Annotated in this window: 25 protein-coding genes and 1 tRNA gene; 15 read left to right on the top strand and 11 right to left on the bottom strand. The window is 44.1% G+C overall.

Going from position 1 to position 23,003, the window contains the following annotated elements:
• Positions 1-10: 10 nt before the first annotated feature.
• Positions 11-262: a helix-turn-helix domain-containing protein gene (locus tag BW928_RS00290; RefSeq protein WP_076554191.1), complete on the bottom strand. Its 252-nt coding sequence runs from the start codon at positions 260-262 to the stop codon at positions 11-13.
• A 98-nt stretch (positions 263-360) separates the two neighbouring features.
• On the opposite strand from BW928_RS00290, the gene BW928_RS00285 reads away from it, so the two are divergent.
• The 3 genes from BW928_RS00285 (at position 361) to BW928_RS00275 (ending at position 3,853) form a co-directional block, all read left to right on the top strand.
• Complete coding sequence (locus BW928_RS00285) at positions 361-579, top strand: EexN family lipoprotein (RefSeq protein ID WP_076554189.1); 219 nt, start codon at positions 361-363, stop codon at positions 577-579.
• A 9-nt stretch (positions 580-588) separates the two neighbouring features.
• Positions 589-1,032 carry a TM2 domain-containing protein gene (locus BW928_RS00280; protein ID WP_076554187.1) on the top strand — a complete coding sequence of 148 codons (444 nt, stop codon included), beginning with the start codon at positions 589-591 and terminating at the stop codon, positions 1,030-1,032.
• A 457-nt stretch (positions 1,033-1,489) separates the two neighbouring features.
• Complete coding sequence (locus BW928_RS00275; RefSeq protein WP_076554184.1) at positions 1,490-3,853, top strand: penicillin-binding protein 1A; 2,364 nt, start codon at positions 1,490-1,492, stop codon at positions 3,851-3,853.
• A gap of 339 nt (positions 3,854-4,192) precedes the next feature.
• On the opposite strand, the gene BW928_RS00270 is transcribed toward BW928_RS00275, so the two are convergent.
• Entirely contained in the window at positions 4,193-4,963 is a 771-nt protein-coding gene (locus BW928_RS00270) for a lysophospholipid acyltransferase family protein (RefSeq protein ID WP_076554181.1), read from the bottom strand.
• A 183-nt stretch (positions 4,964-5,146) separates the two neighbouring features.
• Between BW928_RS00270 and BW928_RS11560 the strand changes: the two genes are divergently transcribed.
• Both BW928_RS11560 and BW928_RS00265 read left to right on the top strand, forming a co-directional pair.
• Positions 5,147-5,341, top strand: coding sequence for a hypothetical protein (locus BW928_RS11560; RefSeq protein ID WP_158078419.1), 195 nt, complete (start codon positions 5,147-5,149; stop codon positions 5,339-5,341).
• A complete protein-coding gene (locus tag BW928_RS00265) occupies positions 5,299-5,919 on the top strand; it encodes a M15 family metallopeptidase (protein ID WP_076554179.1) in 621 nt (206 codons plus the stop codon). The genes BW928_RS11560 and BW928_RS00265 overlap by 43 nt, the downstream gene beginning before the upstream one ends.
• A gap of 147 nt (positions 5,920-6,066) precedes the next feature.
• Here BW928_RS00265 and ftsH read toward each other — a convergent pair whose 3' ends face one another.
• Positions 6,067-7,953, bottom strand: coding sequence for an ATP-dependent zinc metalloprotease FtsH (gene ftsH, locus BW928_RS00260; protein ID WP_076554178.1), 1,887 nt, complete (start codon positions 7,951-7,953; stop codon positions 6,067-6,069).
• A gap of 111 nt (positions 7,954-8,064) precedes the next feature.
• Positions 8,065-8,697, bottom strand: a complete 633-nt coding sequence (locus BW928_RS00255) for an RlmE family RNA methyltransferase (protein WP_076554176.1) — start codon at positions 8,695-8,697, stop codon at positions 8,065-8,067.
• A 207-nt stretch (positions 8,698-8,904) separates the two neighbouring features.
• Here BW928_RS00255 and BW928_RS00250 point away from each other — a divergent pair, with 207 nt between their 5' ends.
• Both BW928_RS00250 and BW928_RS00245 read left to right on the top strand, forming a co-directional pair.
• Positions 8,905-9,225 carry a YhbY family RNA-binding protein gene (locus tag BW928_RS00250; RefSeq protein WP_076554174.1) on the top strand — a complete coding sequence of 107 codons (321 nt, stop codon included), beginning with the start codon at positions 8,905-8,907 and terminating at the stop codon, positions 9,223-9,225.
• A gap of 25 nt (positions 9,226-9,250) precedes the next feature.
• Positions 9,251-9,868 (top strand): DOMON domain-containing protein, encoded by a 618-nt coding sequence (locus BW928_RS00245; RefSeq protein ID WP_076554172.1) that lies wholly within the window; start codon positions 9,251-9,253, stop codon positions 9,866-9,868.
• 68 nt (positions 9,869-9,936) lie between these two features.
• On the opposite strand, the gene BW928_RS00240 is transcribed toward BW928_RS00245, so the two are convergent.
• Entirely contained in the window at positions 9,937-10,623 is a 687-nt protein-coding gene (locus BW928_RS00240; RefSeq protein ID WP_076554170.1) for a CHAP domain-containing protein, read from the bottom strand.
• A gap of 233 nt (positions 10,624-10,856) precedes the next feature.
• Between BW928_RS00240 and BW928_RS00235 the strand changes: the two genes are divergently transcribed.
• Positions 10,857-11,372, top strand: coding sequence for a hypothetical protein (locus BW928_RS00235; protein ID WP_076554168.1), 516 nt, complete (start codon positions 10,857-10,859; stop codon positions 11,370-11,372).
• Positions 11,373-11,758: 386 nt separating this feature from the next.
• On the opposite strand, the gene lpxC is transcribed toward BW928_RS00235, so the two are convergent.
• Both lpxC and efp read right to left on the bottom strand, forming a co-directional pair.
• The gene (gene lpxC, locus BW928_RS00230; protein WP_076554166.1) at positions 11,759-12,664 is read right to left on the bottom strand and encodes a UDP-3-O-acyl-N-acetylglucosamine deacetylase; all 906 of its coding nucleotides are present in this window, start codon (positions 12,662-12,664) and stop codon (positions 11,759-11,761) included.
• Between the two features lie 244 nt (positions 12,665-12,908).
• The gene (efp, locus tag BW928_RS00225; protein ID WP_076554164.1) at positions 12,909-13,484 is read right to left on the bottom strand and encodes an elongation factor P; all 576 of its coding nucleotides are present in this window, start codon (positions 13,482-13,484) and stop codon (positions 12,909-12,911) included.
• 159 nt (positions 13,485-13,643) lie between these two features.
• Here efp and epmB point away from each other — a divergent pair, with 159 nt between their 5' ends.
• Positions 13,644-14,702: an EF-P beta-lysylation protein EpmB gene (epmB, locus tag BW928_RS00220; protein WP_076554162.1), complete on the top strand. Its 1,059-nt coding sequence runs from the start codon at positions 13,644-13,646 to the stop codon at positions 14,700-14,702.
• 58 nt (positions 14,703-14,760) lie between these two features.
• Positions 14,761-14,837, top strand: a tRNA-Val gene (locus tag BW928_RS00215).
• 183 nt (positions 14,838-15,020) lie between these two features.
• On the opposite strand, the gene BW928_RS00210 is transcribed toward BW928_RS00215, so the two are convergent.
• The 3 genes from BW928_RS00210 to BW928_RS00200 form a co-directional block, all read right to left on the bottom strand.
• A complete protein-coding gene (locus BW928_RS00210; RefSeq protein ID WP_076554160.1) occupies positions 15,021-15,542 on the bottom strand; it encodes a UPF0149 family protein in 522 nt (173 codons plus the stop codon).
• A gap of 96 nt (positions 15,543-15,638) precedes the next feature.
• Positions 15,639-15,860 carry a PA3496 family putative envelope integrity protein gene (locus BW928_RS00205; RefSeq protein WP_076554159.1) on the bottom strand — a complete coding sequence of 74 codons (222 nt, stop codon included), beginning with the start codon at positions 15,858-15,860 and terminating at the stop codon, positions 15,639-15,641.
• 82 nt (positions 15,861-15,942) lie between these two features.
• Positions 15,943-17,184, bottom strand: a complete 1,242-nt coding sequence (locus tag BW928_RS00200) for a hypothetical protein (RefSeq protein ID WP_076554478.1) — start codon at positions 17,182-17,184, stop codon at positions 15,943-15,945.
• A 287-nt stretch (positions 17,185-17,471) separates the two neighbouring features.
• Here BW928_RS00200 and serB point away from each other — a divergent pair, with 287 nt between their 5' ends.
• The 4 genes from serB to hemJ all read left to right on the top strand — a co-directional run bounded on the left by serB (position 17,472) and on the right by hemJ (position 20,862).
• On the top strand, positions 17,472-18,581 hold the full coding sequence (serB, locus tag BW928_RS00195) for a phosphoserine phosphatase SerB (RefSeq protein WP_076554157.1): 1,110 nt from the start codon (positions 17,472-17,474) through the stop codon (positions 18,579-18,581).
• Positions 18,582-18,607: 26 nt separating this feature from the next.
• A complete protein-coding gene (locus BW928_RS00190; RefSeq protein WP_076554156.1) occupies positions 18,608-19,117 on the top strand; it encodes a hypothetical protein in 510 nt (169 codons plus the stop codon).
• Positions 19,118-19,310: 193 nt separating this feature from the next.
• On the top strand, positions 19,311-20,351 hold the full coding sequence (bioB, locus tag BW928_RS00185) for a biotin synthase BioB (RefSeq protein ID WP_076554154.1): 1,041 nt from the start codon (positions 19,311-19,313) through the stop codon (positions 20,349-20,351).
• Between the two features lie 85 nt (positions 20,352-20,436).
• A complete protein-coding gene (hemJ, locus tag BW928_RS00180; protein ID WP_076554153.1) occupies positions 20,437-20,862 on the top strand; it encodes a protoporphyrinogen oxidase HemJ in 426 nt (141 codons plus the stop codon).
• A gap of 34 nt (positions 20,863-20,896) precedes the next feature.
• On the opposite strand, the gene truC is transcribed toward hemJ, so the two are convergent.
• Positions 20,897-21,679 (bottom strand): tRNA pseudouridine(65) synthase TruC, encoded by a 783-nt coding sequence (gene truC / locus BW928_RS00175; RefSeq protein WP_076554477.1) that lies wholly within the window; start codon positions 21,677-21,679, stop codon positions 20,897-20,899.
• A gap of 184 nt (positions 21,680-21,863) precedes the next feature.
• Here truC and BW928_RS00170 point away from each other — a divergent pair, with 184 nt between their 5' ends.
• A complete protein-coding gene (locus BW928_RS00170) occupies positions 21,864-22,799 on the top strand; it encodes a metallophosphoesterase (protein ID WP_076554151.1) in 936 nt (311 codons plus the stop codon).
• Positions 22,800-23,003: the final 204 nt, after the last annotated feature.

The following is a 23,003-nucleotide window of genomic DNA, read 5'->3' as shown; positions in this document are numbered from 1 at the left end:
TAGCAAATTTTCAAGAGAATTGACGATTGAATTGCATCACAACCTGACATGGATCGATCTCAAGCGAATGGCAATAAGCAATAAATTCCAGAAAATCTAGCCTTCTATCCCCTGTCTCAACCTTACCAACAAAAGAGTACACAACATCCAGTCGCTCAGCTAACTCTCGCTGAGACAGCTTCAACTCCCGCCTTCTTTTAATCAAAAGTTGACGCAACCAAATATTTTCAGGTGAATGTATAGATAATCTTAAATTTTTCATTGCACCTATTTTAGGGGTATGATAGAATGAACCTGTTTTAGGTGCAAAATTGCAACCAAAATACAAATCTCAGACCTCTCTGCCAATAAGGATAAACTATGAATAAAATAATCAGTATTAGTGTACTTGCAGCTGTTTTATTAACAGGCTGCTCCAAAACTTACTCAGTTGATGAATTGGTCAAAGACCGTAGCAAGCGAGCTAAAGTGCTTCAAAAATGCTCAACAGGTACTTATAAGCCTGACTCAAAAAACTGCCAAAATGCCGCTGAAGCGGAATTAAAGTCCGCTTTTAATTCAATTAACTCGGTCAATTAAGGAATACAAATGAAAGGTAAGATTTTAGGCTATGACAAACTAAGCCAAACGGGTATTATTGTCGCAGAAAATGGCGTGCGTTATAACTTTGCAAAAGCTGATTGGTGTAGCCCTACTGAACCGATGACTAATGCCAATGTTGATTTTGAATTGATGAACGATTATGCCGTGCGTATTTATCATATTAAAAGCTCATCATTTAATCTTGACAAAAAGTGGATTGCTACCTTGCTGGCATTTTTCTTTGGGTCTGTTGGTGCTCATAAATTTTATTTAGGTTACGCCAAGCAAGGTATCATCATGCTGGTTGCTTTTATATTTGGATTTATTCTTCTTGGCATTCCAAGTCTAATAATCTTCATAATTAGCTTTATTGAGGCGATTCTTTATCTTTCTAAAGACGAGGAACTTTTTGATGAGACTTATGTTGCCAACGAACGCCCTTGGTTTTAACCCAATTGATTATAGTATATATTTTAAGAATTAATTTAAAAATTTTTAATAAATATACCTTAAGTCAAGCCCTGATAGATAATATCAAGGCTTGATTTTGGTGCGTTTTATTTATGCAAGTACCACTGGTTTTAAATAAAAATAATTAACTACAACCCAATTATCTTCACATAAAGCGAAATTCTCCATTGACTTTCAGATAAAACTTGCTAAAAAATAGGGATGGTATGAGAAATTTTCAAGCCAAATGCCAAAAAGTCGCAGACTGTCATGATTTGTGCCGTCATTGCGGACAATTTTGCTGATATTTTGTATCATAACAACAGCAATCAACGCCAAAAAAGCAAACTTATGGCAAAAATAGTACAAAATTTAATCAGGTTACAATGAAATACTGGCTATTATTTGCCGAACCTAGTAAAATAAACCGCAAAGCTATCTTGAAGTATTATCACTTATGTCAAACCAGTCTTTTTCTGCATCATTTTTTGCCATCTTAGCCAAACTGATTTTGGCAATATTGGCACTGCTTGCCATTTTATTATTGGCTTTTCCGATCGGTTTTTATGGCATGGCGATGTATCTTGAACCCACTTTGCCTGATGTCAAAAAAATTGACAACACCAAGTTTGAGATGCCGTTGCAAATTTATACCGCTGACAACAAGCTCATCGGTCAGTATGGCAATCGCTATTCAATGCCTGTGCGTTTTGAGGAAATTCCCAAGCCGATGATTTCGGCATTTTTGGCAGCAGAGGACGATACTTTTTTTGAACATAGTGGTATCAGCGTCAAAGGCATGGGGCGTGCCATCACCGAAGTATTGACCGATAATGACACACAAACAGGTGGCTCAACCATCACCATGCAGGTGGCAAAAAACTACTTCTTAAGCTCAGAGCGAACCATCAGCCGCAAATTGACCGAATTATTCATCGCTCGTAAGATTGAATCTGAACTGAGCAAAAATGAGATTTTGACACTGTATGTCAATAAAATCTATCTGGGCGAAGGTACTTATGGCATTCAAGCGGCAGCACGGCGTTATTACAGCAAGACTTTGGATCAATTAACCATTGCACAGATGGCGATGATTGCAGGTTTGCCAAAAGCCCCTTCTGCCTACAACCCTGTGATTAACCCAGATAGAGCAATGGAACGCCGCAACTGGATTATTGGGCGTATGTTTGAAGAAGGCTTTATCAGTGCTGCCGAGCGAGATGCTGCCATTAATGAGCCGATTGGCTTAAACCTTTATCAAGAAAAACTTGATTTAAACCTCCCCTATATCGCAGAAATGGCTCGTTCATCATTGGTTGAACGCTTTGGTGAGGCGGTCATGGATTCTGGCTGGCGTGTACAAACAACGGTCAGCAGCAGCTCACAACTTGCCGCCGATCAGGCATTGGTTGGCGGCTTGCGTAGCTACGATCGCCGTCATGGCTGGCGAGGTGTGGAAGCAGAATCAGGCTCACTTGATGGGCGAAAAAACTTTGACAACATTTATCCTGCCAAAGTTACCAAGGTTAATAACAACAGCTTTGAGGCACAGCTACAATCAGGCGAAACAGTTACCATCGGCTGGTCAGGCATGAGCTGGGCAAGGCGTTATTACAGTGCCAACCGTGTTGGTGGTGGCTACAGCAATGCCAATCAAATGGTCAAGGTCGGCAACATTGTGCGTATCTCGCCATTAAACGAGGCAAAAACCGCTTGGAAAATGGAATCCATTCCAAAAGTACAAGGGGCATTGGTATCGCTTGACCCTACAAATGGTGCATTGCGTGCTGTTGTTGGTGGTTTTCATTTTAACCAAAGCAAATTCAACCGTGCCATTCAAGGCTATCGCCAACCTGGTTCCATCATCAAGCCATTTGTTTATGCTGCAGCATTAGAAACTGGCAAATACACGCCTGACAGCATGGTATCTGATGCCGCCATTCGCATTGGCAGCTGGCGACCAAAAAATGCTGACGGTCGTTACACAGGCAACATGACGCTACGCCGTGCTTTGGCATTATCGCGTAATACGCCAGCCATTCGCCTAATGCGATCGGCAGGTATTGACGAGACACGCTCTTTGATGAATGCGATGGGTGGACTTGAGATGGAGCGTATGCCACCGACTTTGGCGGTCGCTCTGGGTGCAGCCGAAGCCACGCCACTACAAATGGCGACAGGCTTTGCTACCATTGCCAACGGCGGTCATCGTGTGCAGCCTTATATCATCGAACGCATTTATGATTTTTATAGCAATACCATCTACCAAGCCAACCCTGTGCAGGCTTGTGCGGTATGTTTTAACGACCAGTTACAAACAACCAATGCCAAATTGCTAGAAACATTTGAGGCAAATAAAGCCAAGCAAGAAACCCTTGCAGCGGCAGGTACGCCACAAGGCGACAGGCTACAGCCAAAAACCGCACCGCAATACAGCACCGCCACCCAAGCCCCCCGTGTATTATCACAAGAGACCTCTTATAATGTCTCAAACATGATGCGTGAGGTTGTCACCAGTGGTACAGGTCGCCGTGCTCGTGCCTTGGGTCGTGGTGATGTTGGGGGCAAAACAGGAACAACCAACCTTGCCAAAGATGCATGGTTTGCAGGCTTTCATCCCACCAATGTCGCCGTGGTCTGGGTCGGCTTTGACACACCTTCGCCACTGGGTGCAAAAGAATACGGTGGTTTTGCCGCCTTGCCTATTTGGGTGAATTTTATGCGTCAAGAGCTAAAAGGCACGCCATCACAATGGGTAAGCAAAGAGGATCGCTCAAAGGCAATTAAAGCCACTCAGCAGGTCGTCAATTTAACCGATTAACCAAAAACCAGCCCAATGGCTGGTTTTTTATACCCAAAGCACAGACACTTCACAACTCATCTACAAGCCCTGCCCATCGGTTAATTGCTGCCATTTCACTACTCATGCCACAACTAAGATTTTTATCTATTTTTTAATATAAATTAATTTATAATCTACAATAGCCCTTGATAAATATACCTCAAATTGGCAATACACTGGCAAATTGGCATAAAAATAACCAAAATGCCCCATCAATCATCTGGTGCATTTTGGTTGGTTTGGCTGGTTGATACAAGTTGCTTGCTTGGGCTACAGATTATGAAATAAGTCATCAGCTTGGCAAAATACAAGCAAATATCACGCTGTCAAAACGCGGGCATGAAGCTGTGCCAGACCTTGCTCCATTGCCGCCTGCAACACCGCTGTCAATTCACGCAAATCACGATTTTCTGGATAAATCGGTGCCAGCGGCAATACATAAGCGGTAATGTCATGATCAGCAACTGCCTTTAGACTCTGTGCCATCGTGCGATCGCCATAATACGCTGCCTCATCTGACAATGTGCCATCTTTATTAACATAAGCCACCACCATCGGACAAATTGGCAAGTTGCTATCAATGGCTGCCTTTAATAACTTGCCATAGATTTTTTTGATTTGCTTGCCATCTGTAGTGGTCGCCTCTGGGAAAAATACCACCGATGAACCTTCGTGCAAAAATTGAGCTATCTGGTCGCTGACAGTTGTCGCATCTCCCGAACCACGCTGAATAAAGAGTGTGCCACCTGCCTTTGCCAAGCGTCCAAAAATCGGCCATTGGCTAATCTCCGCCTTTGACAAAAAAAACACAGGGGCGACTGAGCCAACCACAGGAATATCCAACCATGAAACATGATTGCTTACCCACAGACCGTGAGTTTGTGGCACAGGCTCAACTTGCACCACTTCCACGCCAAAAGAATTAACCATTTTGCGGCAAAAGGTTTGGATATATTTTGGCAAAACATCTCTGGGAGGCTCTTTGAACGCTCCAATTTTATAGGCGGCACGAAAGCCCCCCACCAAAGAATTGCCTATACCTGCGATAATTTTGGTGCGTCTTAATTGCTTATTAAAAAAATTTGTCATAATCTGTCTAATCGGCTAAAAAGTCTATCCTATAAGACTTCTAAGAAAATTGCAAGCGTTTTTGGTGAATGGTTGTTTTGCCTATCTTTTTGTTATAAAATGCATCATTATGTGCAAAGGTTTAGATTTTGTAAATATTTTATTATATTAATAATGCTTACACTCATAAAACAGGTTAAAATAGTGATGAAACGAATCCTACCAACCGCTTTATTGGCAGTCAGCATCTCAAGTTTTGCCAATATAAATCCACACAAATGCCTAACCACCGCTTATCCTGACATTAAATCAGTGGACGGCGGTCAAGTGCTTTTTAAAAATGGCAAAACACTGCCATGGGGGGGGTGGATTCTAATGCCGCTTTCACCACTCGCCTGAAAAATGCCAGTATCGCTGACCAACTATCACAAACCTACCCCTTAGATTTTGCCATTCCCAAACAATATAAAGACGCAGGACGACTAAGAAATGATGCTTTTTTTAAGGTGTTATATGGCAATACCGCCAAAGAAGTACAGGCGAACATGACAACCGTACAATGGCGACCATCGGGCAAAACTTTGCAGTTTAATAAACGCAATAATGCCAGTATCCAACTACAAAAAGTTGGTGATGAGATTGCCAAAGACAAAGCCCTGTCTGCTTATGTTGCCAAGTCACTTGGTACGCTTAATTGGCGAATGATTGCTGGCACCAATCGTCTGAGCAGCCATAGTTTTGGCGTGGCCGTTGATTTTCACCTGCCCAAACACCTACATAAATACTGGCGTTGGGACGGCTGCACCAGTGAAGATAAACCCTGCCTTTATCCCAAGGCACTCCTACAGGATCCCAAATTAAATCAAGTGGTGAAAATTTTTGAAAAACATGGTTTTATTTGGGGTGGCAAATGGGCAAGTTATGACAGCCCACATTTTGAATACCGCCCTGAACTTTTAATCAAAGAGTGCCGTTAATTTTCCTAAGAATTTCTTATGAAAATCAAAACTTTGCTCGCAGGCACACTGTTATTTACCAATGCCACTTGCGTTCATATTAATGCTCGCTAATAACCATCAATAAAAAAACAGCATTTATTTTAAATGCTGTTTTTTGTACATCAATTAGGCACTTGGCAATGGCGGTGGCAGTTCATCATTTTTGACAATATTCACCGTTGGCACCTCGTGCTGATATTCTTTGGGTTCACGAGGTTCTTCGCCTGCCATGATTTGCAAAAATTGCTCTCTGTCAATGGTTTCCCATTTCATGAGTGCGTCCACCATGGCGTGCATTTTGTCATGATTGTCATCAATCAAGCGATAAGCCACTTGGTATTGTGCCTCCAAAATGCTACGAATCTCATCATCAACCTTTTGTTGTGTTGCTTCAGAAATCGTGCGAGTGCTGCCACCAAAATAACCGCCATGCTCCTCTGCCTCATAGACCATCACGCCCAGTGCATCAGACATACCATAGCGTGTAACCATCGCTCGTGCCATTTTTGTTGCTCGCTCAAAATCATTGGACGCACCTGTTGATTTGCGATTAACAAAAATCTCTTCAGCGATGCGACCACCGAACATGATGGCAATATCGCTAAGCATTTTGTCTTTATAGCTGCTGACAGCATCTTGCTCTGGCAACTGCCATGTTACCCCCAATGCCCAGCCACGGGGCATGATGGTTACTTTGTGTACAGGGTCAGTGCCGGGTAGCAATTGTGCCACCAGTGCATGACCTGCTTCATGATAAGCAGTGGCACGACGCTCTTCTTCTTTTAGCACCATAGACTTGCGTTCAGGCCCCATGTACAGTTTGTCTTTGGCATCTTCAAAGTCATTCATGTCCACGCTGCTTTTATCTCGGCGAGCTGCGAACAATGCCGCTTCATTGACCAAGTTTGCCAACTGTGCCCCACTAAAGCCCGGCGTACCGCGTGCCAAAGCGTTCACATCCACCCCAACGGTTGCAGGCAATTTCTTCAAATGCACATTCAAAATCTGCTCACGACCTTTGACATCAGGCAAGCCAACACTAACCTGGCGGTCAAAACGACCGGGTCGCAACAATGCCTTATCCAACACATCCACACGGTTGGTTGCAGCGATAACAATCACGCCATCATTGCCCTCAAAACCGTCCATCTCAACCAGCAGCTGATTTAGTGTCTGTTCACGCTCATCATGACCGCCACCCATACCACTGCCACGATGGCGACCAACAGCATCAATCTCATCGATAAAGATAATGCAAGGTGCGTTTTTCTTCGCCTGTTCAAACATATCACGCACACGAGAAGCACCGACACCGACAAACATCTCAACAAAATCAGAACCTGAAATGCTAAAAAATGGCACTTTTGCTTCGCCAGCGATGGCCTTGGCAAGCAAGGTTTTGCCAGTACCAGGCGGGCCAACCATTAGCACGCCACGCGGAATGGTTGCACCAAGTTTGGTGAATTTGCTTGGGTCTTTTAAGAAATCAACAATTTCAGCAACTTCTTGCTTGGATTCTTCCACACCAGCAACATCGGCAAAAGTTACCTTAACCTGATCTTCTGAGAGCATTTTTGCCTTTGATTTACCAAAGCTCATGGGGTTGCGACCAGCCATACCACCGCCAGCACCGCCGCCACTCATACCTCGCATAATCAGCCAAAACAGACCAACGATGAGCAAAATCGGAAATGCCGCCATCAACAACTGCATACCAACACCTTGGCGTTCAGGCGTTGTGCCTTGTATTTCAACATTGTTTTTGCGTAACAATGGCATCAGTTCATCATCGGCAAGGGCGGGACGAATGGTCTCAAAATCATCGCCATTGACTTTTTTGCCCGTGATTTCCTCGCCATCAATTTTGACATTTTTAATTTCGCCATTGGCAACTGCGGTTACAAATGCCGAATAGTTCAAAGAATCAGCATCAGCACGACCGCGATCCAAATTGCCAAAAATCGCAACTACGATACCGATAATCGCCAGCCACAATAAGGTATTCTTTACCATATCACTCAAACTTTTTATCCTTAGCTTATGAAAATCAGGTGGACAAGCCACCCAATGCCTATTTGTGTTATATATTGCTTGTTTTGATGATTTCAAGCCCTATTGGTGGTTTTATTTAATCGCCACCCAGAACATTTCTTTGGAACGAGGGCGAGAGGCAGCAGGCTTGATACTTTTAATTTTGCTAAACTGCTTTTGCATATTGGCACGCAACTCTTGTGAACCTTCACCCTGAAATACCTTCATGATTAACGCCCCACCCTCTGGCAGCACCTTTAGGGCAAAATCTACCGCCAACTCGCACAGATACATCATGCGTGGCTGATCTACCGCTGCCATGCCTGAGGTGTTTGGTGCCATATCTGACAACACCACATCAACCCTACGGCCACCAACCTCATCCATGATTTGATTAAATACCGCCTCTTCACGAAAATCACCCTGAATAAAGGTAACATTCTCCAGCGTATCCATTGGCAAAATATCCGAGGCGATAAGCGTGCCACCATCTCCGACCAGTCGCCCTGCAACCTGCGACCAACTACCGGGTGCCGAACCCAAATCCACCACAGTCATGCCTTTTTTTATCAAGCCTGTTTTTTCGTTAATTTCCAGTAGCTTATAGGCAGCTCTTGCTCGATAGCCCTCTTTTTGGGCTTTTTGCACATAAAAATCATCAATATGCTCTTTCATCCACGCACGGCTGGACTTGGAGAGTTTTTTATTTTTGATTCTGGTTGCCATATACCTGCCTTTTTGTCAAATTTATCACCATCTGGTCTCAGCCGAAGTTGGTTTTGCCATCATTCATTCATACAATGACATCGCCTATATAGCCCAGCTAGAGCCAGTCGGAATGTTCTAGTTTACCATTATTGGCAGTAAATTTGGTGAAAATCTGCTATAATAATGTAAATTTCTCACTGCTTGCCAGCTCAATTTGGAGATTTTATGAGCAAAAAATCAAAACTACAAGACATCAAAGCCCTGCGTGGCATTGGTCATCAGCTTGATCCCGTGGTGATTGTCGGTGCCAATGGCATCAGTCCAACTGTCATTGAGGAAATTTCTCGTGCCTTGCATGACCATGAGCTAATCAAAATCAAAATTCCTGCTGGCAGTGGCGAAGAACGCAAAGCCTGTGCTGACGCCATCGCCAACGCCACCGAATCAAGCGTCATTCATCACATCGGTCGCATGGTACTACTACTTCGCAACAATGACGAGGCCAATCCCAAACTGTCAAACTTAAGCCGCTTTGGCTTTGCCTAATTATCCATAGGTAACATCTATTAAAATGACAACAAGTTCTTATGGCGATATATCGCATGACACTCTTGGTCATTGCGAACATTTTGTCCTGCAAGCGGTGATTGATGATGCCCATCAGCAATCGGTCAATCACTTCACGCCAGCAAAAATCACTGCCAGCTTGTGCAATCAGAATGATGCTTTGCAGCTGTGTTTTTATGTTGAAAAAACCACCCATACGCACGCACTCTTTGACCCTATTATCAATCAATCAAAAGCCGCTTGCCGTGCTGATTTTTTGTGGGAGATGGATTGTTTTGAGTGCTTTATCGCCGAAAAACAAGCCGATAACTATATTGAAATCAACGCCGCTGTTGATTCTCGCTACAACATTTATCGCTTTGAGAACTATCGCACACCAAGCACCCTGCCACCAATCATGGATTTTGAGCATGATTTACAACAAAAAATAAGCAGCACCCCTGATGCTTATGTGCTAAAGCTACAGATTTGCCATATGCTCAAGCCACTTTTGCGTGCCAATCTTGATATCAACATCACTGCCATCTTATATCCATTGATTGATGATTGCCGCGTGCCTGTGTATTATGCCATCACGCACGCCACCACACCTGATTTTCATCAACGCCAGTATTGGCATTAATACAAACTTACAACCAGTTATACAAACAAAAAAGCCAGACTTAGTCTGACTTTTTGTATGGCATACAATCATTGTCCATTAATGGCAAGCATTGTGCCAGTATTTGCCGAAGCATCTACAAAGCGTGCATCACGCCACACGCTGTAGCCATTATGCTGTGCGTATGGGCTAAAGTTCGGCTGGCGAGTCTCTGAGATGGATTGGCGAAAATCAGAAATCCAGTCTTTGCCATCATAAATCTGAATATGTCCATGTGGATTTTTTGCCGTACGGTTAAATACCGCAACATCGCCCGCCTGTGGCACATAGTTATTATTGTCAAGTTTTACAAAACCTGCTGATGCCAATGTGCCATTGCTGGCGTACTGATACGCAGAAACCTGTGGGGTGAATTTATAATCAGCAGCCTGTAGAGCTTTGCGAACATACATCGCACAGCGACCGATGCTGCTTTTTAGTGCGGCACGAGACGCTGCTGCTGCTGCAATGCTTGGGGCACTGTTGGCGGTAAGGCGTTCGCTGGTTTTTGGTGCTTGAAAGTTGCTGCTAAATTCAGCAGTTGCACCCTGACGATAAGTCTGTGCTTGTGCGTTTTGACTGCTGATAATCAGACTATTAATCACACTGTCAATATTGTCTGGCACGCTGGCAGCATAACTGGCTTGAGCGGTGTTATTGACATAGTTGTTCTGTGCTGTGCTTGATTGCACAAAAGTTAATCCCACGGCTGATAGTAGCCAAAGTACTTGTTTCATTGATTTTCCTTACACAGCCGAAAGAGATTTACCGACAAAACATCTGTCAGCTTGTCAAACCGCTACGGTTGTGCCATTGGTTGGTTTTGATTAAAGCCAGTGCCACACAATACACTTCCTTGGTGTACTAAAAAAACAGCCCAACGCTTGCGTGATGGTTGTTTTTCTCAAAAGGTGTGATACACTTGCTCTGCGGACACCATGTCCAAGGTCAATTATTCTCTAGGTGAGCCATGTCTGATTCCACAAAAACCACACGGATTAATGATTTGTTGGCAAAAACTCGCACAACCAATCATCTTGCCACACCGCTTGAAAAACAAGCTGCAGCAGGTGCCATGCTGTCAAAACCACTGATGTCAAAATATCGCTATTTGCAATATCATACGCAACTACTTCGCAATGCTCTTACGCCCATTTTTGACGAAAAGACGCTTAGAGGCTGCTATGCCATCTATGTTTCGCCGACCGAGCTTACTCTATCGCTAGATTCGCCGACCGCTGCCAATCATGCACGCTATATCATGGAGGATTGTGTTCAAGCTTTGCGTGCTTATGATCAGCGTTTTTGTCATTTGCAGTCAATCAAGTTCATTACTTCGCCCAATTTACTGCCATCAGATGCTCGCCCAGTGGCTAAAAAGACCCTAAGCGAAAACACAAGGCAAATGATAACACAAAATATCAAATTAATCAGCAAAAATCCGCATTTGATTGAGGCTTTGCAAAAACTTGCCAGCGAAGACTGAACCAGCCATGATTGTTATTTATTAATAAAAATAAATTTATAATTAAAATAAATAACAAATAAACCATCACCACCCAGCCAAGCTTTTTGTAAAGTTTTGTAACCAAGCAAAGAACTTGGTATTTTATTACAATATGTTTACAGTTGATGATTTTTTAATCATTAATTAACCATCTGGCTGCTTTTATCAAATAAACTGTTGATTTTATTTACTATTTTGTATTTTATGGCAATAAAAAAACCCAGTCAGTCAATTCACTGTGGGTTTTTTCATTTTTGATATGATAATTATGCAAAATCTGAAATATGTCTGTGCTTTTGCAGCTAAATTTGCCTTTGGGTGGCATTCATAGATTGATACTAGGATTGGCTGTAGCAAAAATTGCGTTATGCTGCTTCCACATAGTCAATCGGGCAATCATTTTTGTCATAAAATGTTACAATTTTATAGCAACTTTCATCTGCCAAAACTGCACGAATCAGTGCATTATTTAACGCATGACCTGATTTAAACGCTGAAAATTTGGCAAGCAACGGATGTCCGATGACATACAAATCACCCACGGCATCAAGCATCTTGTGGCGAACAAATTCATTGGGGTAACGCAATCCATCTGCATTAACCACCGAATTATCATCAAGCACAACCGCATTATCAAGACTGCCGCCCAATGCTAGGTTATTTTTTTGTAGATATTCCAAATCCTTTAAAAAACCAAAAGTACGAGCCTGTCCCACTTCAATGGCAAAATTGGCGGTGCTAAAATCAAGCCGTGTGCTTTGTTCTGTTGCTGCAATCGCCGCATGAGCAAAATCAATCTCAAAATCCATCAAAAATCCTGCCTCATACGGCTCAAGGCGAGCCCATTTGTCGCCATCGCTCACCTCAACAGGCTTAATGATTTTAATGAATTTTTTTAGAGCAGTTTGCTCAGCAATACCCGCCTTGTCAATCAAATACAAAAATGGTGCAGCACTGCCGTCCATGATGGGAATCTCTGGTGCGTCTACTTCAATGATGAGATTGTCAATACCGCACGCCGCCACTGCCGAGAGCAAATGCTCAACCGTCCCTACACGAGCATCACCTTGCACCAGATTGGACGACATCATGGTATCTTGCACGAGATTTGCCGCCATAGGTATCGTCTTGCCCAAATCGGTTCTTTCAAACACAATGCCAGTATCTACTTGGGCAGGCTTTAAGGTCAGCGTTACTTTTTTACCACTGTGTAGCCCAATGCCTGTTGCAGCAATCGCTGTCGCCACTGTACGCTGATTAAGCTTTGTCATAGTTATTCTCGGTGATGCCTGACAAAATCACAAGGCTGATTTCATCAAAATATTTCAAAATGTGTCAGCATAGTTTACCATTTGGTGTATTTTTTGTCATCTATTGACATGGCACTTTTGGCAAAATTATGTTGCATTCGGTTGATGATTTGTAAATTTGACATCATTTGCCAAGCCATATCATCAAAACAAACACGCCTGCACAAAAAAACAGTGCCGATTGGCACTGTTTTGCAAGATAAGATTAAGCAGAAACACGCGTTTGGTATTCGCCAGTGCGGGTATCGACACGGACGATTTCGTTTTGTTGAACAAATAGCGGTACACGCACTGTCGCCCCTGTCTCCAAGCGTGCAGGCTTACCGCCACCGCCTGAAGTATCGCCACGCACACCTGGATCGGTTTCAACAATCTCAAGCTCAACAAAATTCGGTGGCGTAACTGATAGCGGTGCTCCATTGAACAAAGTAATGGTGCAAAGTGCGTTTGAGTTTTCTTTTAGCCACTGTGCCGCATCGCCCATGGCTGTCTTGTCAGCTTGCAACTGCTCAAAACTTTCTGGGTGCATAAAATGCCAAAACTCACCATCGTTATACAGATAGTTCATCTCAACATCCATCACATCGGCACCTTCTAGCGTATCGCCAGATTTGAAGGTTTGCTCAAGCACTTTGCCTGTGCGTAGATTGCGTAGCTTAACACGGTTAAACGCCTGACCTTTGCCCGGCTTAACATATTCATTTTCAAGGATTGAACAAGGGTTGCCGTCAAGCATAACCTTCAATCCAGCCTTAAAATCATTTGTAGAAAAACTTGCCATAATTTACCTATTGCTCTTTGGTTTGTTATCAAGTTAGCCAAGCACGCTCGGCAAAATTAATTCACAGCCAAAAATCCGCTGTGCTATAATGTTTTGGCGATTTCGCCCATAAACACTCCATTATATAAAGTTTTAATGATTTTTGTCAAAACCTAAACCATGATTTCTACAAAAAAAATTCACCCAAGCGACAAAATGCCAGTTTTTCAGACTTGGCAAGACGAATTATCAGCCGTTGTTGATAATATTGATGAATTATTTGCCTTGCTTGAGCTACCAGCACCGCCCAAGACCCAACCATCGTCCAAAAAATTCCCCTTGCGTGTGCCACATGCTTTTATTAACAAAATGCAAAAAGGCAATCCAAACGACCCTTTGTTACTGCAAGTGCTGCCAGATACCAAAGAAGCTCTGTCTGTGCAAGGTTATAGCACCGACCCTCTTGCCGAAAATCATCACAATCCCACCAAGGGCATACTGCACAAATACGACAGCCGCGTCCTGATAACAGTAACTGGCTCATGTGCTATACATTGCCGCTACTGCTTTCGCCAGCACTTTGATTATGCTGGCAACCAGCCCAACACGCAACAAATTGATGAGATTCTGGCATATATAAATAAAAATTCACAAATTAATGAAGTAATACTAAGCGGCGGCGACCCCTTAAACTTAAGCAACAAACGGCTTAAACTGTGGCTGGATAAACTTAGCACAATCAATCACTTGCACACCATTCGCCTACATACACGCCTGCCTGTGGTGCTACCCAACCGCATTGATAATGAGCTGATTGAGTTATTAAAATCCCAATCAAAAAGCATTGTATTGGTGCTGCACATCAACCACCCCAACGAAATTGACACATCACTTAGCGATAAATGCCACGCCCTAAAAGCGGCAGGAATTACGCTACTTAACCAAACTGTCTTATTAAAAAATATTAATGATAATGCCGATACGCTTGCACAACTAAGCCATGCGTTATTCGCCGCTGGTATTTTGCCTTATTATTTGCATATTTTGGACAAGGTGGCAGGTGCAGCACATTTTGACCTGCCCATTGAGCAAGCGGTAGCGATTTATTGGCAATTACTTGAGCGACTCTCTGGCTACCTTGTGCCAAAGCTGGTGCAAGAACTGCCCAATCGCCCGTTTAAAACACCGATTGACATCTATCAATTTGACCAGATGGCAAAAAATACAAAATCGTCATAAAAATACAAAAAACGCTTGCTTTTTGCCAAAAGTTTGCTAAAATAGCACGCAATTACACAGGCGTATAGCTCAGTTGGTTAGAGCACCACCTTGACATGGTGGGGGTCGATGGTTCGAGTCCGTTTACGCCTACCAAATATAAATCTAGGGCTGTCCACTATTGTGCGACAGCCCTTGTTATATCTGGTTTTGTTATTTCCTGACAATTGTGAAAAATCTTGGCGCCAGCTTGATAGCATCTAAAGTCAAAGCCCAGCTCGTCAAGCAAACAACTGGCAAAATAAAAGCAGGACAAGCCCGCTTTTATCAAATAATTGATTATTCTTGTGTATGAAACAATAAAAACAACTCTGTGATATTATCCTCGAGTGCATTTGCCATTTGGGCAAGCGTTTCATCGTCACGCATATCGTCCATTTCCTCATCAATACCTGACAAAACAACCATCGGTAAGGTCAGCATCGCCACCTCTTCTTCGGTATCAGGATCGTCAAACCAATCAACATTTTCATCAGAATACATGGCATCAACAAAACCAATTGCCCACGCCGCCAAATCACCATCTTCGCTAAAATCTTCAGCCTCTTCACTGGCATCAAATGGCAACTCAATCGGCTGTTCGGCCTTTAAGGTATCAACAAGCTCCTGTTGCCATGCCACCAACGCTGCCTTGACATCATTAGGCACGCGACTATCGCCACCCTCAAAAAATGCCGACAGCCAATTTGGTAAAGGCTTGCCCACTACCGTTGCCGTCAAAAAACCATGGGCAGCGATTGGGTCAAGCCCTATCTCATTGGCAGGTGATTCTAGGTAATCAAATAATTGTTGTTTGTTCATGAAATATCCAGTTATATAAATAGTCAAGATTGACCACAATGGGCGACTTTGCCCCAAAAGTCAAATCAGCTGGCAAATCAAACCATGACTTAGCGATTAAAAATCGTCATCTAAATCCAAATCGTCCAAATCATCAAATTCTGCAAAATCATCACCATCTTCTAAGGCGCGCTTAAGTTTGTTCAGTCGCTGCTCTTCTAATAAAGCATCGATTTTTAGGCGTTTTTCGAGCGGTTTTGCCTTGGATTCGTCTGCCAGTTGTGCATCGGCATCTTCTTCAAAATTATCATCATCAAAATCATCATCAATATTACTCATAATGACTCCTTAGTCAGATTGTACGCTATGGCACAGTTTGCCGTATGGATTGATAGCCTTATAAAACAAAATAGCCATTTTGTCAAGCATTATCTTCAAAAAGCAAGACTTTATCGCAAGCAATTTTTAGACGCTCGGTGGTGGCATTGGTTACGCTGACAATCTCGCGAGCATCTCTTTCGTGGGTGCTTCTTGGCTGCTTGAGTGCAGATAGGCTCATGTAGGTTGAGACCTGATTTCGCCCTGCTTCTGGCAAAATAATCAACAGCTGCTCTTTGCGGTTTAAAGAGATTAATTTGGCAATCTCGGCCGAATCAGCATCGCTACAGACCGCCTTAACAGGCAAGGCAAAGCGTCTGATTTCACGGTGCTTTTGGTACACCACTTCATTGACCATCACCAGCAATTTGGACAAAAGTGCCGCCGCTGTCGCTGTCTTGGCGGTTGGCTCTTTGGCATGCAGTGTGATTGATACGCCTGAGTCGTCAAAGGTTTTTTTGTTGGCGGTCTCCACGCCTGCAAACAAAGGCAACTCAAGCAACGCCTGACACGCTTTGTCAAACAACTGATCGCACAGAGCCAAATAAGCCGCTTTGGTATCAATACTCACAGTTGCCAATAAATGTCGTGGATCATCATAGCTTAACTGCACCGTGTAAGCAGCCGACAGCGTGGTTTCATCGCTTGAATCATCAATTTGCAGCTCATCGTCCTGTTCGTCATCGCTTGCTTGTGATGGCGACTGCTCTGGCTCAGCAGCTTCAACCTTGGCAGGTTGCTGCTCGCTTAACAAGCCTTTGTTTAATAAATCCGTTCGTACACGCTGGGCAATTTGACGCTTTAATTCGGCAGTTGGTCGTGCAACATAGCCATACACCAACCACAAGATGATGTGTAAGCCAATAACGCTGAGCAAAAACACCCAATTATCCGACAAAATTTGTGCACGGCTGATTGGTTTGGCTTGCACCGCAACCTTGCCCAGCACCTGATCGCCTGTAGCGATGATTTGCTCGGTGCGATAGCCATCGCTTGCCTCTCCTAGAGGCACCAATATACGACCTTGGCTATCATAGATGCCAATATAACCCACCGCTTGCTCATTGGTATACGGCTCGGCAATTACGCTCATGCTAACCCTATCATAGGCTGCCAACGGTGCGACCAATTCTTGGCTTAAAGCAGCAACGCTATGGTTTACTACTTGCTGATTTTGAGCATTGATGCCACGCTCGGCACTGATGACAAAAAACAATAAATGCAGTGTCAAACTTGCCAAAACAATCGCCGCAAAAATACCCTGTCTGGGTGCTAGATAAGTCATGATAATTGCCAAATTATAATTCAAACGGTTAAATTGTCCCATTATATCATCAAATGACAATATAGTTATCAGCTTTGGTGAATTTTCTTAACACTTTTGTGGTTTGTTGTCAAAAATCCACTTAATAGACTCCTACAATCAACCAATAAGCCCATGGGTGGCGATGGCAAGTTTGGCACTTTTGCCCAAAATGCTGATCAGAAAATGGCACAAATCCTGCGTTTGCTCTTTTAAAATCACTCATTACCTGCTAATATGGTAATTCTGACAACAAGGATAATTTGGATATGTCTTATACCTATCAGCTGCCAAAAAATAGCAAAGCATGGCAAAATACCCTAAGTAGCTTAAGCGGCAAACTGCCCAGCGTGCCAACAGGGGCGGACTTCGGCACCGATGATGCTTATGCCACGCTTGCTGCGTTGCCTATTTTTGCCATCATCATTGTCAGCCCAGCGACAGAATCAAACATTGACACCCTTATACAAAACTGGGTGCAATCACAGCCCAATTGGCAACTGCATTCACTCATAGATGATGCCCCTGCAGTCAGCACGCATAAAATCAGCAGTGATGAAGCACTTGCCGATGTAGCAATTCACCGCTATTTACTCGCCCCAAAAACCAATTTTGCGATCAATAAAGACGCTGCCGCCCATATCCTTGATGAACAAATCAGCAGCCATCTGTCCGCCCACATTCATGCCGATGTGCATATTTTATCCATAGAAAAAATGCTCAACGAGCATCGCTTGGCATGCTTTGATATGGATTCGACTTTGATTGAGCAAGAAGTCATCGTTGAGCTTGCCAAATTCTGCGGCGTGGCAGAAAAAGTCGCCGAAATCACCGAACAAGCCATGCGTGGCGAGATTGATTTTGCCACCAGTTTTGCCCGTCGTGTTGCACTGCTTGCAGAGGCACCCATTGAGATTGTTGATGAAATTATCACCAAGCAAATCAGCTTTAGCCGTGGTGCAGCAGCGACCATTCATGCCCTAAAAGCACTGGGCTATCATACCGTGCTGATTTCGGGTGGATTTGAACCATTTGCCAAATATGTTGCAAACACGCTTGGCATTGATGAGTACTATGCCAATCCACTGATAAGCGATGGCAAAACTCTCACAGGCACGATTGGCGATACCATCTTAGACGGCACCCAAAAAGCCATCATCACCCAACAAGTTGCCGAGCGTCTGGGATTGTCGCCACAGCAGATCGTCTGTATTGGCGATGGTGCCAATGACTTGCCGATGATGAACATCAGTGATATTGGCATTGCCTATCACGCCAAACCCATCGTACAAGCCAAAGCCGATGCCGCCATCAATACAACAGGGCTAGAAGGCGTGCTGTATGTGCTTGGTCATCGCCTTGACAAATGCAGCCGATGATTTTTAGATATTTTTAAGGAAGTGTTATGTTTACAATACCCGTTATCAATGTCAAAACCAATCCACTTGATGCACTGCTGGCACTGCTTGGCTTACGCCTACAAAACCTTGCAAAAAACCGTGATAACGAAACTTTTAATAATCTTATCAAAGACCGCAATGTCTGCATTCAGTTTGTCGCACCTGAGATGGCACGCTATTTTCGCTTTGAAAACTCTCACTTCGGTCAGTCGCTTGGCACGGCACACAATGCCGATTTGACGATTGATTTTAAAGACGCAATGACTGGTGTACAACTGCTGACCAAAGGCGATATAACCGCCTTTATGACTGCCATTCAAGATGGCGACATAACCATCACTGGTGATTATAAATTACTGCTTTGGTTCGCCAGTATCGGCAAACAAGCCGCCAGCGTCCCAGAAGCGTATCAACCTTACCTTGACCAAGTCAAGCCACTGGTGGCAATCGCCAAACCCTATGCACAAAATGCCAAAGAATTGCTTGGCAACCTAAAGCAAAAACTGCAAAAATAGCCAAAACTTTGGCACAGCCATCAAAGCAGCACGGTCAAATAGACAGCGATAACTTGTTGGCATTGTCAGGGTGATTTGCTATTTGATGAATTTTTCGCTACAATTGTTCACTTAGTCATCAGCATCGTGCTTTTGGCGATTTAATCAGTTAATTTTTGGTATTGGTAATTAATTTGGCAAAAGTGAGAAAACCATGATGACCACAATAAGCAAGGACGAAATCACACGCTTGTTTGATTTGCCACTGATGGATTTGTTGCTGCAAGCACAAACGGTGCATCGCAAGCACTTCACCGCAAACGAAGTACAAATCAGCACTTTATTATCCATCAAAACAGGCAACTGCCCTGAGGATTGTGGCTATTGTTCGCAGTCGGGTCATTATCGCGACAAAACTGGACTTACTGCCGAAAAACGCCTAGAGATTAACAAAGTCTTGGCAGCCGCCCGTCGTGCCAAAGCACAGGGTTCATCAAGATTTTGTATGGGGGCAGCATGGAAACACCCCAGTGCCAAAGATATGCCCTATTTGGTTGAGCTTATCAGTGAGGTTAAGGCAATGGGGCTTGAAACCTGCATGACTTTGGGCATGTTAAATGCCGACCAAGCACAGACACTGGCGGAGGCTGGGCTGGATTATTATAATCACAATCTGGATACCTCGCGTAACTACTATGACACCGTTACCAGTACTCGCAGTTATGACGACCGCCTAAACACCATTGACAATGTACGCAATGCAGGCATCAATGTCTGCTCGGGCAGTATCGTTGGCATGGGCGAAAGCCGCGAAGATCGTATTGATTGGATTTATGAACTCACGCAAATGCCAATACCGCCACAGTCCATTCCTGTGAATTTGCTCGTTCCAATTCAAGGTACACCACTGGGCGACAAGGTACTTGCCGAAGGTAAACTGTCCGTCATTGAATGGATTCGCACCATCGCGGTAACACGCATCTGCTGCCCGACCAGCCATGTGCGACTGTCGGCAGGTCGCGAAAGCCTAAGCGATGGCGAGCAAGCCTTGGCATTTATGGCGGGTGCCAATTCGTTTTTTTATGGTGATAAGCTGCTCACCACAGGCAATCAATCCACCTCACATGACGATCGTCTCATGGCTGAACTGGGTCTGGTTGCCGCCAAAGCAGCACCCAAACCAACAATCATCGATGCCATGAGCGGTGTTGCCATATCCGAACAACCACCCAGCCATTGCCCATTGACCGCCTAGTGCCATCTGCTGACTGAAGGATAAAAACTGTGCTATAATAGCAAGCCTAATTACCCTTCAGCCAGCGATAAAGACGAGCATAAGCATGATTGATTACCTAAAAGCCTTTCATATCATCAGCATGGTTTGTTGGTTTGCTGGAATTTTTTATCTGCCAAGACTGTTTGTCTATCACGCCATGAGCGAAGATACCCCCAGCCAAGACAGATTTGCCTTGATGGAACGCAAGCTCTATCGCGGCATTATGACCCCTGCCATGATTGCTACTTGGGGCTTTGGGCTAAGCATGATTGCCCTAGCACCGAGCGTTTATCTTAGTCAGGGCTGGCTGCATATTAAACTTGTCCTAACCATCTGTCTAACCGTCTATCATTTGCTCTGCGGTCAATTTCGCAAACGCCTCGTGGATAACCCTCATTACAAAAGCCACACTTATTGGCGTATGTTTAATGAGATTCCTGTTGTAATTTTGATTGCCGTGGTGATTCTGGCGGTGGTCAAGCCACTTTAAGCACTCACCTTGGCAGTTTGGTGCTTTTGGCAAGTCAATCAGCCAGCACGCCCTGCCAAGCAAATGCTGTTAGCAATTTTTGGTACGCATCATCAAGCGGTGCAATCACCGACAAATGCCGCCCTGTAACAGGGTGCACAAATGCCAAACGATAAGCGTGTAACATCAAACGACGCACTCCTACATGGGCAGCAATGGCACGATTTTGCACCTTGTCGCCATAGGTGGTATCACCAACGATGGGGTGAAAAATATGCTTCATGTGTCGCCGCAATTGATGCTTGCGTCCTGTGATTGGTGTTAATGCCACCAAACTATAACGAGAAGTTGCAAACCGCTTACAAGAAACAAAAGGCTGCTCGGTCGTTGCCAGTACTTGATAATCGGTAATAGCAGTCTCTGCTGGCTTGTCAGGGTTGCTAAATTTATCAGCAATCTTATCCAATCGTGGCTTGAGCGGATAATCAATCCTGCCCGAATCAATCACGCCACGCACCACCGCCAGATAACTTTTTTCTACTTGATGAAGTTCAAACAATTCAGCCAGCTGCCTTGCAACCTGACTGGACAAGGCAAATAACAACGCCCCCGAAGTCGGCCTATCTAAACGATGCACAGGATACACATGACAGCCCAGCTGATTACGCAGCTGCTGCATGACGACATGACGCTCGTTTTTATCCAGCCATGAGCGATGAACCAGCATACCTGCAGGTTTATTTACCACCACCAGATATTCATCTTGATAAATAATGGACAAGGTCTGTTGTGGCACATCGGTTGTTTGTTCACTTTGTTGTTTTGTTAAATTTATCATTAAAATATAGTTATTATAAAATTTAAAATATAGCAGTTTTGTTACAAAAAGTCCAGCCAATTTTGTCAAGACTTTGGCAATTGTGCTATATTAATAAAGCCAATTTGGCAATCATGCCCAAACCAATTACCCAAATGGCACATGGATAATCATTTAACCACTTAGACTTGGTAGCGGATATATTATGATTTATGACATCATCGGCGATATTCATGGACACGCTGACAAACTCATCGGACTGCTTGAGAAACTGGGCTATCGCCATCAAGGGCAATACTATCAACCACCAGCCAATCATCAGGCGATTTTTGTTGGTGATTTTATTGACAGAGGCCCTGCTCAATTGCAGACTTTACAAATCGTCTTTGACATGATTGATGCTGGTGTCGCCCTTGCTGTGATGGGCAACCATGAATACAATGCCATCGCCTACGCCACAGCACACCCTGATGGCGGTTATTGTCGTCCGCACACTGACCGCAACACTCATCAGCACCAAGCATTTTTGGCAGAAGCACCCTTTGGCTCGGCGACGCATACTTATTGGCTGCAGCGAATGTATGAGTTGCCACTTTGGCTTGATTTGCCAGATTTACAAGTTGTGCATGCCTGCTGGGATAACGATGCCCAAAAAACGCTCACGACACACCTAAGTGCCAACAACTGCCTCAATCCATGCACTGTGATAGCGAGCAGTACGGCAGACTCTGCTCCATATCACGCCATTGAAAATCTGCTAAAAGGCATTGAGGTGGCTTTGCCCGCAGGCATGGTGCTGACCGATGGGCAAATCATACGCCATCGCACGCGTGTCAAATGGTGGCTGGAAAACTGGCAGACACTGCCATTGGCTGCCGCTGCCCAACTGGGTGCAAACACCATGCTGCACCCAGCTGCCGACAATCAGCCAATGGTTATCACAACGCCATTTCGGGCAAATAACACTAAGCCAACTTTTATCGGGCATTATTGGCTGACAGGCACGCCTACGATACTGTCCGACAGCGTGGTCTGCACGGATTATTCTGCAGGGGGCGGAGGCCATTTGACCGCTTATCAATTCGATACCGACAACCCAACATTATCCGATGACAAATTTGTCCAATACTTAGGTGGCTAACCTTCCTTATGGCAAATTTTGGCAAGCACATCTCTTGGCTACCATCTGCGGCGGTGCAATTTTATCACCGCCAAATTGTGCCATTTTGTATCGTGATAACAATCAACCACAAACGATACTAGCCAAGCCACCAAATATCACACGCCAAAAATTAGGTCAGTCTGCTGGATAAATTGCTATTTTTGTGCAAATGTGCTAATTTAT

The sequence above is a fragment of the Moraxella cuniculi DSM 21768 genome (genome assembly GCF_900156515.1).
GTDB classification, from domain to species: Bacteria; Pseudomonadota; Gammaproteobacteria; order Pseudomonadales; family Moraxellaceae; genus Moraxella; species Moraxella cuniculi.
The sequence above is the reverse complement of the archived record's forward strand: the minus strand, read 5'-3'. Positions and strand labels throughout refer to the sequence as shown.